At 57.4% G+C, this 13,216-nt stretch carries 5 protein-coding genes; 1 reads left to right on the forward strand and 4 read right to left on the reverse strand.

What is annotated here, in order from left to right; genetic code table 11:
* The first annotated feature begins 82 nt into the window (after positions 1 to 82).
* The gene (gene argA, locus HB664_RS21580) at positions 83 to 1,414 is read left to right on the forward strand and encodes an amino-acid N-acetyltransferase (protein WP_219940190.1); all 1,332 of its coding nucleotides are present in this window, start codon (positions 83 to 85) and stop codon (positions 1,412 to 1,414) included.
* 54 nt (positions 1,415 to 1,468) lie between these two features.
* Here the strand turns inward: argA and recD are convergent, their stop codons facing one another.
* From recD to recC, 4 genes are all read right to left on the reverse strand, one after another.
* Positions 1,469 to 3,289: an exodeoxyribonuclease V subunit alpha gene (gene recD, locus HB664_RS21585; protein WP_219940191.1), complete on the reverse strand. Its 1,821-nt coding sequence runs from the start codon at positions 3,287 to 3,289 to the stop codon at positions 1,469 to 1,471.
* Positions 3,286 to 6,828 (reverse strand): exodeoxyribonuclease V subunit beta, encoded by a 3,543-nt coding sequence (recB, locus tag HB664_RS21590; RefSeq protein ID WP_219940192.1) that lies wholly within the window; start codon positions 6,826 to 6,828, stop codon positions 3,286 to 3,288. Before recB ends, recD begins: the two co-directional genes overlap by 4 nt.
* Positions 6,825 to 9,692, reverse strand: coding sequence for a pitrilysin (ptrA, locus tag HB664_RS21595; RefSeq protein WP_219940193.1), 2,868 nt, complete (start codon positions 9,690 to 9,692; stop codon positions 6,825 to 6,827). The genes recB and ptrA overlap by 4 nt, the downstream gene beginning before the upstream one ends.
* A gap of 140 nt (positions 9,693 to 9,832) precedes the next feature.
* Positions 9,833 to 13,207, reverse strand: coding sequence for an exodeoxyribonuclease V subunit gamma (gene recC / locus HB664_RS21600; protein WP_219940194.1), 3,375 nt, complete (start codon positions 13,205 to 13,207; stop codon positions 9,833 to 9,835).
* Positions 13,208 to 13,216 lie beyond the last annotated feature (9 nt).

Below are 13,216 nucleotides of genomic sequence, written 5' to 3' on the forward strand. Positions count from 1 at the left end.
CAGAAAATTTGCGCTTGCACACGCGACCACAATCGAATAAAAATACAGAAATTACGAATAAACATTCATTAAGGGTTGTGCCATGGTGAAGGAACGTAGAACCGAACTGGTCCAGGGATTCCGCCATTCTGTTCCCTATATCAACGCCCATCGGGGGGAAACGTTTGTCATCATGCTTGGCGGCGAAGCCATTGAGCATGAAAATTTTTCCAGCATCGTCAATGACATTGGCCTGCTGCACAGCCTCGGGATCCGCCTGGTGGTGGTTTATGGCGCGCGTCCGCAGATCGACGCCAACCTGGCCGCTCACCACCACGAGCCGATTTACCATAAACATACCCGCGTCACCGATGCCAAAACCCTGGAGCTGGTGAAACAGGCGGCGGGTCTGCTGCAGCTGGATATTACCGCGCGTCTCTCCATGAGCCTGAACAATACGCCGCTGCAGGGCGCGCATATCAACGTCGTGAGCGGCAACTTTATCATTGCCCAGCCGCTCGGCGTGGACGATGGCGTGGATTACTGCCACAGCGGCCGTATCCGTCGTATTGATGAAGAAGCTATTCACCGCCAGCTGGACAGCGGTGCCATCGTGCTGATGGGCCCGGTCGCTGTTTCCGTGACCGGCGAAAGCTTTAACCTGACGTCCGAAGAGATCGCCACGCAGCTGGCGATCAAGCTGAAGGCGGAAAAAATGATTGGGTTCTGCTCCTCCCAGGGCGTCGTGGACGCTGAAGGAACAATCGTACCGGAACTCTTCCCGAATGAAGCCCAGGCTCGCGTGGAGGCGCTGGAAGCCGAAGGCGATTACCACTCCGGCACCGTCCGCTTCCTGCGTGGCGCCGTGAAGGCCTGCCGCAGCGGCGTGCGCCGCAGCCACCTGATTAGCTATCAGGAAGACGGGGCCCTGTTGCAGGAGCTGTTCTCCCGCGACGGTATTGGTACGCAGATTGTGATGGAGAGTGCGGAGCAGATCCGCCGCGCCACCATCAATGACATCGGCGGCATTCTGGAGCTGATCCGCCCGCTGGAACAGCAGGGCATTCTGGTACGCCGCTCACGCGAACAGCTGGAGATGGAGATCGACAAATTCACCATTATTCAGCGCGATAACCTGACCATCGCCTGCGCCGCACTCTATCCGTTCCCGGAAGAGAAGATCGGTGAAATGGCCTGCGTGGCGGTGCATCCTGATTACCGTAGCTCTTCACGCGGCGAAATGCTGCTTGAACGCGTGGCGGCACAGGCGCGCCAGATGGGGCTGAGCAAGCTGTTCGTCCTGACGACGCGCAGCATTCACTGGTTCCAGGAGCGCGGATTCACGCCGGTGGATATCGATTCTCTGCCGGAAACGAAGAAAGAGATGTACAACTATCAGCGTCGTTCAAAGGTGCTGATGGCTGACCTGGGATAATACAACGCTTGCCGGGTCGCGCTGCGCGTACCCGGCCTGGATATCTGGCGTTGTTCAGAGTGACTCAAATATCGCGCCCAGCCCGCTTCGGCGTTCCGTTCGGGTGGCGATCGCCTGCACCAGCACCCGCTCATCGGTATAGAGCGAAAGACGCTGACGCGCGCGCGTAATGGCGGTATAGATCAGCTCGCGGGTAACGACGGGTGAAAGCTGCGTGGGCAGGATCAGCGCCGCATGGTTAAACTCGGAGCCCTGGGATTTATGCACCGTCATCGCCCAGGCGGTTTCATGCTCGGGCAAACGGCTGGGCTGGAAGGACTTCACGCTCCCGTCCGGCATCTGGAACCAGACGCGCAGGCCCTGACCGCAATCGAGCGCAATCCCGATATCCCCGTTAAACAATCCCAGCGCGCTGTCGTTGCGGGAGATCATCACCGGTCGCCCTTCATACCAGCGCGAGTGCTGGGTACGGTTAATTTTGCGTTTTTGCGCCAGCAGCTGTTCCAGCCTGTCGTTCAAACCCCGGACGCCAAAGGGGCCTTCCCTCAGCGCACAGAGCAGCTGGTATTCGCCAAACGCAGCAATGACCTGCTCCGGCGTACTTTGCTGTTGTACGCCCGTCAGAAAGTGCTGATACCCCTGCAGGGCGTCGTCCAGCATCGCCTGATACTCTTCCCCACTTTGCAGCGATTTTTTCTCAATATCCGTAAAGGTACCGTCAAATACCGCTGTGGTGGTGCGCCGGTCGCCCCGGTTCACCGCCGCCGCAAGCTGGCCGATGCCAGAGTCGCTGCCGAAACGGTAGCTTTTTTGCAGCAGACACAGGCTGTCGCGCAGCGCCCCTGCAAGCGAATGGTTTTCAGACGTGAGCGAACATCCGGTGAGACGGGCCAGCTCCTGCGCGCGTTCCGCGGTATATCCCAGGCTGGCATAGGTGCAGATATCCCCCAATACGGCTCCCGCCTCTACGGAGGCAAGCTGATCGCGATCGCCGAGGAAAATGACGCGCGCGTGCGGCGGTAGCGCATCGATCAAACGCGACATCATCGTCAGGTCAATCATCGACGCTTCATCCACGACCAGCACGTCAAGGTGCAGTGGGTTACCGGCATGATAGCGCAGACGCTGGCTACCCGGCTGTGCGCCAAGCAAACGGTGCAGCGTGCTCGCTTCATTGGGGAAAAGCGCAAGCTGCTCCCCGGTTAGCGGCAGTTTTTGCAGCGCGCCGCCTAACGACTCCGTCAGACGTGCCGCCGCTTTACCGGTGGGGGCCGCCAGGCGAATACGGCACTTTTTCTCACCCGATAGCTGAATCAGCGCGGCAAGCAGTTTTGCCACAGTGGTCGTTTTCCCGGTGCCCGGGCCGCCAGAAATCACCGAGATCCGTCGCGTTAAGGCCACGGCTGCCGCCACTTTTTGCCAGTCTGTCGCGTCGTCAGAGGTAAACAGCGTATCCAGCGTTTGCCGGAGCTGCGCTTCATCGCAGGGAAGCGGGGCGTTGGTCTCGCTGAAGAAGCGCGCTACCGTCAGTTCGTTACGCCACAGCCGGTTAAGATACAAACGCTCGCCGACAAGGATCATCGGCGTCCCGGTATCGGCTCCGCTTACGGCAGGCGAGCCGAGTAATATCTCCTGCCAGTCCACTTCGTCACCCAGCTGCGCGAAACACGCCTGTAAAGCCGGAGGCATTTTCTCATCCACAGCCAGACGCGACAGCGGCAGACATACGTGGCCTTCCCCCGCGTCTTTACTCAGAATGGCCGCGGCCAGCATGACGGCAGGCTCCTCGCCTGCCACCATCATGGCGAACTGCACATCCAGGTGACGCAGTAACCGTTGTTCAACCGCGTCCAGCAGTAGCGCCTGCATCGTCATGCTACCTCCTCCGTGCTTGCAGCAAACAGGTTATCCATTTTTTCAATCAGTTCCGCAGCCGGACGCGTGCAAAAGACGCCGGAACGCGGGTCGTTAGCATCCACTCCGCGCAGGAACAGGTAAATGACGCCGCCAAAATGATCTTCGTAGCGGTAATCGGCCATGCGATGGCGCAGGTAACGGTGCAGCGCAAGGGTGTAAAGCTGGTACTGCAGATCGTAGCGATGCATTTGCATTGCCGATGCCATCGCGTCCTGGGTGTAGGCTTCGCTGCTTTCACCCAGCCAGTTCGATTTGTAATCCAGCAGGTAGTAGCGCCCTTCGTGGCGGAAAACCAGGTCGATAAAGCCTTTGAGCATCCCCTGCACCTGGCGGAAGTTCAGCGGCGGGCACCCGGCGGATAACGGATCGTACTCGCGGATCAGCGCATCAAGCGCCTCGGCCCTGAGCGGGCTGGCGATGGGGAGATAAAACTCCATCTCCACCTGCTTATCTTTGGCAGTCAACTGGTTCAGCGAGATCCCCTGCGTCGTGAGCGGCGCGTGCAGTACCGCGCGGATCCAGTCGGTGAGAACCGGCTGCCACTGCGCGTCGTAGCCGCCACTCTGTAACATTTTCAGCACCCACTCTTCGGAAACCGGCTGGGTAAAATCCAGCTCTTCAAACAGGCTGTGCAAAAACGTGCCCGGCGAGGCGCCGCGCGGGAACTGGTGCGGCGTGAGCAACGGCTCAGCGGGTACGCTACCGGCTCCTGCGGCATCCACGTCCAGTTTTGGCATCAGATCCTGCGCAATACTCTGCCCGTGCTGCTGCAAACCGGAGTAGCTGGTGACGCGCCAGTCGTCGGCAATGGTACGCACAACCTGGCGGGCATGGAGCTCTGACTCACGCAGCTCCGGCATCTGCCAGCGGCTGTTGTCGGGCTGCGACGGAATATGCAGGGCAACATGCTCCGTGCAAAGCGATTCGATGCACTGGCGCAGGCCCGCCGCGTCTTTGGGTTCGCCGTGCTGAATAAGCCGCCCCAGCGCGCTCAGATGAAAATCACTCTCCCCGCTCTTTTCGCCACGGCGACGGAACAGAGGCGCAACGCCCAGGCTGCAGTGCCAGACCGAACGGGTCAGCGCCACGTAAAGCAGGCGCAGGTCTTCCGCCAGACGCTCGGCTTCGGCCAGCTCAACGCTGGACTCCGCGTTGCTGAGATCGAGCACCGCCTCAAAAGACTCGCGATCGTGGTAAAAGGCCTGATCCTGCACGCGATAATTGGCGATAAACGGCAGCCAGACCAGCGGATATTCCAGGCCTTTCGACTTGTGAATGGTGACGATCTGCACCAGATGTTTATCACTCTCTAGTCGCATCTGCTGGCTGGACGAATTACTGTTCGGATCGGCAATCTGCTGCGCCAGCCAGCGTACCAGAGCGTGTTCGCTCTCCAGCTGCGTACCGGCTTCCTGCAGCAGTTCGCTGATATGTAAAATATCGGTCAAACGGCGCTCGCCGCCTGCTGTCGCCAGCATATTCTCCGCAATGTGGCGCTGCGCCATGAGCTCGCGCACCATCGCCATGACTCCACGCTTCTGCCATTTTTCGCGGTAGCGAACAAACTCTTCTACCACGGCATCCCACGCGGCTTCGTCATTGTTCAGCGCATCAATATCCCGCGCGTTCAGCCCGAGCATCGCGCTCGCTAATGCGCTACGCAGCGTGCTTTCCCGCTCCGGAGCCAGCACGGCCTGCAGCAGCCATAGCATCTCCTGCGCTTCCAGCGTTTCAAAGACGCTATCGCGGTTCGAGAGATAGACGGAGGGAATATTCAGTAACGTCAGAGCGTCGCGGATGAGCGCGGCCTCCTGACGGCTGCGCACCAGCACCGTGATATCGGATGCCTTTACCGGGGTTGGTTTATCCCCCTTCCACAGCAGCGCTTTACCGTGCGCGCCCGCACTGAGCCAGTCGCGGATTTGCGCGGCACTGTGCTGGGCCATGGCATTTTGATAGTCGGCAACACCGCAGCCTTCCCCGTCCAGTAGCCAGAAGTTCATGGCAGGCTGCGTCTCGCCGTTGAACTCAAAGCGCAACGAGGCATTTTTCTCGGCGAACTTTACCGGCTGAAACGGGATCTCCCGGAACATAAACGCCGTATCCATGCGGCTGAAGAGCGCGTTGACGCTTTCCACCATGCCGGGAGAGGAGCGCCAGTTAGTATCAAGCGTGTAGTGCGCATCAACTTCGCTACGGGCTTTCATGTAGGTGAAAATATCCGCACCGCGGAAGGCGTAGATGGCCTGTTTCGGATCGCCGATTAACAACAGCGCGGTACCGGGCTGCTGGCGCCAGATACGGCGGAAAATGCGGTATTGCTGAGGGTCGGTATCCTGAAATTCGTCAATCATCGCCACCGGGAACCGTGTGCGGATCGCGGCGGCAAGCGCTTCGCCATTTTCACTGCACAGCGCCGCATCGAGGCGGCTCAGCATATCGTCAAACCCCAGTTCACCCCGGCGGCGTTTCTCACGCGCGACAGCGTCGCGAATTTCCGTCATGGCGCGGGTAATCATCAGATCGTTGAGCGTTAAGGGCTCAGCCAGCAGGGTTTCAATCGCCACAAACAGAGGATGCTCAGGCACAATGCCGTCGGCTTTGGTCCGCTCAGCCAGGAAACGTTGGGAGAATTTCTCCAGCGCATCCGGGAGCTGGTAGCCTCGCGTCTCTTCCTGCGCCCAGGCGCTGATCTTGTCGATCCATTTCCCCTGATTGCCGCGGTTAAACTTGCGTCGATCAATCCCGGAATTTTCGATGATTGCGTCAATCTCGCCAACGGACTCAATCCATTTTTGCTTGATATCGGCAATTCTCGCGATGATTTTTTCATGGCGTGAGGCCAGGGTTTCATCCGCAGGCGGCGGGGATTTGATGACCGGTGCTTCCCCCTGCAGATAACGATCGATAGCGCGCAGCAGCGCCTCCGGGCCCTTCCACAGCGCATGTACCGCTTCGGCGATATCGCGCTGTAACGGGTAGCAGTGGCGACGCCAGAAATCCGCGCAGGCCTGATAGCGAAGCACGGATTCATCTTCAATGAGCTGCTGTTCAAACAGCATCCCGGATTCAAACGCATTCAGGCTCAGCATACGCTGGCAAAAACCGTGAATGGTGAAGACGGACGCTTCATCCATCTGCCGTTCAGCGAGCAATAGCCACTGGGCTGCCTGTTGCTTATCGGCAATTTCTTCCAGAAGGCTCGCGTAGAGAGGGTTATCCGTGCTCTGACGCAGACAGGCGATGCGCAGCTCGTGGATATTGCTGCGAATACGGCCCCGCAGCTCAGCGGTGGCAGCCTCGGTGAAGGTCACCACCAGCAGCTCCTCCACGCTCAAAGGGCGTGGAAAAGCGGCGTTGCCGCCAAGCCCCAGCAGCAGACGCAGGTACAGAGCGGCAATGGTGAAGGTTTTTCCCGTTCCCGCTGAGGCTTCAATCAATCGTTCACCCTGCAGAGGTAAACGTAAGGGATCAAGGGACTCAGCGGTATCGGTCATTCTTTCTTACTCCAGGGCATCGATTGCTGCAGCGCGCTGACGCTCTTCCAGACTTTCCAGCCTTTCGGGTTCACGTACTCCGTTTTCCCGTTCTGGCTACCGGAAACCTGAGACAGGATGGTGATTCCCTGCGGCTTAATGACCGCCTGATGGAAGAAGTCGGCAACCTTCTGCGGCGTCAGCTGTTTTATCTCGGCCACTACTTTATCACGCGAATCAAATTTCAGATTACCGCGATCGAAATCTTTGCTCAGCTGCGAGGCTTCTTCACCCAGCGTCTGCGGCGGCTGCATCACCTGTGCGATGACGGCCTGCTGGATTTGCGCAAACTCTTCCGGCTTCATGGCGCGCAGTTTTGCTTCCACCTGTGGGAAGAAGGCCTGGTAACGCTTCCAGAGATACGCCGGCTGTTTATCGCTGCTTTGCAGCAGGAAACCCAGCCCCCACTGTCGGCCTACGTTCATGGAGAAGGCAAACACCGCGTAGCCAAGCTGCTCCTCTGTGCGTAACTGGTTATAAAACCACGGCTGAATAATTTGCCCCAGTACGGCACTCTGCGCCGAGCTGGCGAATTCATCATAGCCCGTTGGCACAAATACCGCGGCCAGCGCGGAATCCGTGCTGTTACCCGCCTTTTCAAAAATCACATTCTGTTTTTTCTCAACCAGCACGTCCTTGTTGCGGCACCACTCGTCGCCTTTCGAACCGAGCTGAGTGCGTACATTCTCTGCCAGGGTTTTGGCCTGATCCTCACTCATGTTGCCGACGATCAGGAACTCCGGACGCGTGTTGGTTTTCAGCGCATCACGGTAAGCCAGCACGTCTTTTAAGGTGATCGAAGGCAACAGCGCACGGCGGTCCTCTCGCTGGAAATAAGGAACTTGCGACAGCATTTGCGCCGGCATAAGCGCCATATCGTAAGCTTTGCCCTTCTCCGCAGAATCCATCATCTGCGCATACCACGATTTGGCCTGTTCAAGCTGCTCGTCCGTCGGCGTATAGCTAAAATAGCCCTCCAGCAGTGCCTGGAACAGCTGAGGCAAACGCTGGGTATAGCCGTTTGCATTGAGCATCAAACCGTTGTTGGCGTTGGTGGAGAAGCTGATCCCGCCCACGGCCGCCTGGTTGCTGAGCTGATCGAGCGCAATCCCGGCGAGATAGTCATTGAGCGCGAACATCACCTGATTTTTGGCGCTGTTCATCGCTTTCGGGTTACGCAGCACCACGCTGACATCGGCCTTTGGCTCGCTTGCGAAGTAGCGGCTGGGCGTATACACCACCCGCAGCGTCGGTTCATCAACGATGAGCGCCGGGTGCGGATAATCTTTTGACGTTTTGGTCAGCGAGAAGTCATCCGGAATATAGGGGTTCAGCTCCGGCAGCTTCAACGCAATCTCTCCGGCCTTCTTCTGCCAGTCGGCGAAGGTCTGCGCGCTGATTTTATCCACCTGATAGGGGGCATCGACAAAATACGCCGTCTTGTTATGCGGTTCGTTCGGGCTGATGTACCAGATGCGGGCATTCTCCGGCGTCATCATCGCCAGGCGGGCTTTTACCGCATCGGCATCATAGCGGTCGGCAATATTGACCGCGTCGAGGGTGTGCTCCACCGGCACGCGGATCATGGTATCCGCCAGCCACTCAACGTAATCCATATCGCGGGTAATGGACGGGTAACGGAAATCGAGATCCAGCACGTGGGCGAGCTCATCAAAGTAGCGCTTATCGACGCCTTTCTCACGCAGTAAAGAGAGGTAGCTGAAGATCGCCGCCACCACTTCGTCACGGTTTGCCAGGCCCTTGTCGGTCAGGGTGGCGGAGATCGCCAGCACGCCGCTATTGCCGTTCACAACCGGATCGGAGTCGGCGCGAATACCTTCCACCAGCCCCTGTTTTTGCAGCCAGTCAGAAAGCGTACCCGGGCTACGGTTACCTATCAGATAGGTCACCAGCTCATCGGTTTTACTGCGAAACTGTGCGGTGTTGTTATCGATGCGGAATTCCACGCGCAGCACTTTGCGCGGCAGCGCAGGCACGTAGTGGATCACGATGCCCTTTTGCGCATCCGTGACCACCGGTACGTCTATCTGCGGCAGGTCGATATTTTTATTCGGCACCCGGCCAAACGTTTTAGCCGCCATGCCTGCCAGTTCTGGCAACGGTTTATTGCTGTAGATGACCGCTTTCATCAGGTTGGCGGAGTAGTATTTATCGCGAAACGCGTGCAGGGCATCAAGCACCGGGCTGTTCGGTTTGTCGCTTAACGTCTCAAGGTTACCGCCGGAGAAGCGCGAACCCGGGTGCGCAGGGTTGATGGTTTCGGCGCTGACCTGGGCCATGCGCATACCGTCTCGCGTGCGGGCAAGGGTCAACTCAGCATTGACGGCATTGCGTTCACGGTCGGCATATTTTTTATCCAGCAGGGGGGCGGCGATGGAATCAGCAAGGCGATCGACCGCGCCTTCCAGCGCATCATTTTCGACTTCAAGATAAAAGGCCGTGCGGTACGGTGCCGTACTGGCATTGTGGCTGCCGCCATGCATTTTCAAAAATTCGGACAGGCTATCCGGCTGCGGGTATTTTTTTGACCCCATCAGCGTCATATGTTCCAGATAGTGTGCAAGCCCAGGATGCGCGTCAGGATCTTCCAGCGATCCAATCGGCACCACTAATGCCGAGAGGGACTTCACCGCCTGCGGATCGGAAACCAGCAGCACGGTCATGCCGTTATCAAGACGAATAGCCTGATATTGACGGGTATCTTTTTCGCTTTTACGAATAGTTTCCTGAACGGGTTGCCAACCGGAGTCTGCCTGAGTGACAGGTACCCAGAGGGCGAAAAACAAAACAAACGCTTTAAACAAGGTGCTACCTCTATATCACGGCTACATCATTAATACATTGCGTGCTGGACACGCCAACATCTCTTTATTGGGTACATCAGTCCGTGATAAGAAGTGCATCATAATTGAACACCCCATGCTGCGCAATTTTTATACAGCGCTCAGGACTGATTAAATTTAAACAACGGCAGCAGGTAGCGCTGCGCCTCTTCCGTGATGGCCTCAAAGTACTCTGGCTCAAGCGTTCGCCATAAGCGCTGATACCAGACATCTTCTCCTTCGCCCCGCACCATCATGTTTCCTTCGTAGGCCTGCATAAATTTACTGCGCGCTTTCTGCAGTGACGCCTCATCCGTTAACATCGCATCATTCTGTGCGTCATAACAGGCTTTTATCCAGGCCCCGCCACTTTCCGGCAACAGCAGGAGCGGTTTGTTCATTCCCTGACGGTAGCCCTCAATGTACAAAGACAGATACCGTAACGCCTGCTCAGACTCCATCGGCGGGAAGCGCCATTCGCCCTCTTTGCGCACGAAAATCCGACTTTCACCTTTATGACCATCCGCACTGTAGACAAGATGTTCCAGCCAGAGTTGCAAACCCTGTGAAACGCTCAGCATAGAAGGCCGCCAGCGCAGCAGCCCGTCCGGCTGAACCTGGGTTAACCAGCCCGTGAGCTGTACACCATTGCAGTTGAGATCGATTTCAATGCTTTTCCCTGGCTGTCGGCACTCTCTTACGCGCTCTGCCAGGGCGGTCATCTCCTGACACTGCGCCTCCCACACAATTTCTCCGAACGCCCCATAGGGCAACTGTCCTGCAGCACGGTAGCGGCGGTAAAGTTTGTCCGCATCTTCCTCGTCAACCAGCGCATTCAACAGCTGCAGGTTTAACTGGTAGCGCTCCAGCCCTTCCAGCGTAAAAGGCTCTGCATCAGGAATTTCACTCTCTTCAGAACGGAAGTTGACCTGCAATCGCTGCTGGAAGAAGGCGCGCACCGGATGCGCCCAAAACCGCTGAAGCTGTTCGAAGGTCAGGGTGTCGACAGGGCGCGGGTCAAGCTCCTGAATGAAATCGGTATGCGCACTCCCCTCCTTTTTCGCCGCCGGTAGCCACTCCTGCGCATAGCTCTGGCGCTCGCTGGGCGTGTAGTTCACCGGGTCAAACGGCATGCGGCTGTGGAAACAGGTGATATGGGCTTTCACCCTCATCTCGCTTTCATCGCAGTTGCGCTCTTCATCCCCCGTCAGATAGTGACTCTGGCCGATATAGTCCACCAGCTCCTGCACCAGAACGGAGGGAAAACGCTCGCTGTTGTCCTGAATGGAACGGCCGATATAGCTGATATAGAGCTTACTCTGGGCGGAAATGAGCGCCTCAAGGAAGAGGTAGCGGTCATCATCGCGGCGGCTACGGTCGCCCCGCTTTGGATTTGCGCTCATCAAATCGAACCCCAGCGGCGCCAGCGCGCGCGGATAAACGCCGTCGTTCATGCCAAGCAGACAGACCACTTTAAACGGGATAGAACGCATTGGCATCAGGGTGCAGATATTGATGGGGCCTGCCAGGAAACGCTGGCTGATTCGCTCCTGGTCAAGCCGCTGCGTTAGCTCATCCCTCAACAGCGACAGTGGGATTGCATCCTGATAATGGGAATTCACGCCTTCATCGACGATCGCCTGCCACTGCGTTTCAATCAGTGCCATTGCCGCTTCGGTGTCACTGTCTGGCAGGAAGAAATCATTAAGCAATGCCCTGCAAACCGGGATCCACGCTTCAAGCGGACGCGGCTGCATCAGTTCGTGTCGCCAGCGGTTAAGCTGCATCAGGAGTGACGCTAAATGCCCCACCAGTTCAGCAATTAACCCGCTGGACTCATCGTAAGGCAGCACCTCATTCCACTCGCCCTGGCTGCTCTCCATGGCGTAGCCCAGCAGCATACGCGTCAGGCCAAAACGCCACGTGTGCTGCCCGGTTGGAGGAAGTTCGAACTCCTGAACGTTATCGTCATCGATCCCCCAGCGTACGCCAGATTCATTCACCCACTGGCGAAGGTAGCGCAGCCCCTCTTCATTGATGTTGAAGCGTGCAGCCAGCACGGGAACATCCAGTAACGCCAGGACATCTTCGGAGATAAAGCGGCTATCCGGCAGTGAAAGCAGAGTGATAAAGGCCTGCAATGCCGGATGCGACTGACGGGCACGACGGTCAGAGATAGCGTAAGGCAGATATCGCTCGCCCGTCGCACTGCCAAAAACGGCCTGAATGAAGGGACTGTAGCTGTCGATATCCGCCACCATCACCACAATATCGCGTGGCGTCAGTTCGGGATCGTCCTGCAGCATCGCCAGCAGCTGGTCGTGAAGCACTTCGACCTCACGCTGAGGGCTATGGCAAACATGGATCGTGATGCTGCGATCGTCAGCATCCAGCTTGCGCTTGCTGTCGCTGCGTTCGAATTCTTTCGCCGTCACGCCCATCACGGCACGGTTTTCCAGATCGAGGATATCCAGCTGAATATGATGCAGCAGGCTATCCGGGGCAATATCGACAAAGGCATCCACGTCACCTTCGCCTGATGAAGTGATGTCTGAAAGCATGTGAATGTAGTCACGCCCCAGCTCCCCCCACGAGGCAAGCAGTGGATTGGGCAGGTTCTGGATACCGTCTTCATCAAAAAGCTGCCCGGCAGTCGAGCCGTCTTTAAACAGCGGGACGGAACGTTCTTCAAAAAGGCGCTTTCGTTGGCGAGTCACCAGCCGCGCAAGCCAACGTTCGTCGAGGATATCCCCCCAATACTGTCGGCAAGGGTTGGTGAACAAAATATGGATATCAATATGTTTACCCAGCGCGTTCAGCGCCTTCAGATAAACAGGCGGTAATGCGGATATCCCGCAGATAAAAACGCGTGACGGCAGTCGGGCCGGGCGCTCCGACGCATTCTCGAGTATGGAGATAAACCGATCGTACAGGTTGGCACGGTGCCACTTAGGCTGCCCAAGTTTCTCCGTATGCTCTACCAGCGCTTTCCACAGCGGTGCCTGCCATATTTGCGCCTCCGGTAGCCCTTCAACCAACTCGCCCGCTTCCCAACGAATTAACCAGTCAGAACGGTAAACAAGGTATTGGTCGTAGAGATCGGCGGTGCGCGACGCCAGCTGGAACAGCTTGCGCTTATCGGTATCGTCATTGAGGTAGTGGCGCAGCATGGCGAATTCATCGTGCTGCAGCATTTCCGGCAGCAGCGCCATGAGCTTCCAGCTCATGCCTTGCTTGTTGAAGGCGCTCTGCTCCGGGATGTCCGGCAACACGCGCACAAACATCTCCCAGATAAAGCTCGCGGGCAGCGGGAAATCAATATTTGCGGCTATGCCAAATTTACGGGAAAGCGACATTTGCAGCCACTGTGCCATACCGGTGCTCTGCACCAGCACCATTTCAGGCTCAAAAGGATCGTCAAGCCGCTCGCGCTCAACGATAAATTCCATCAGCGCTTCCAGCACATCCAGACGATTTGAGTGGTAGACCCTTAACATAGACGCTCC

The sequence above is a fragment of the Enterobacter sp. DNB-S2 genome, from assembly GCF_019443845.1.
GTDB classification, from domain to species: Bacteria; Pseudomonadota; Gammaproteobacteria; order Enterobacterales; family Enterobacteriaceae; genus Enterobacter; species Enterobacter asburiae_B.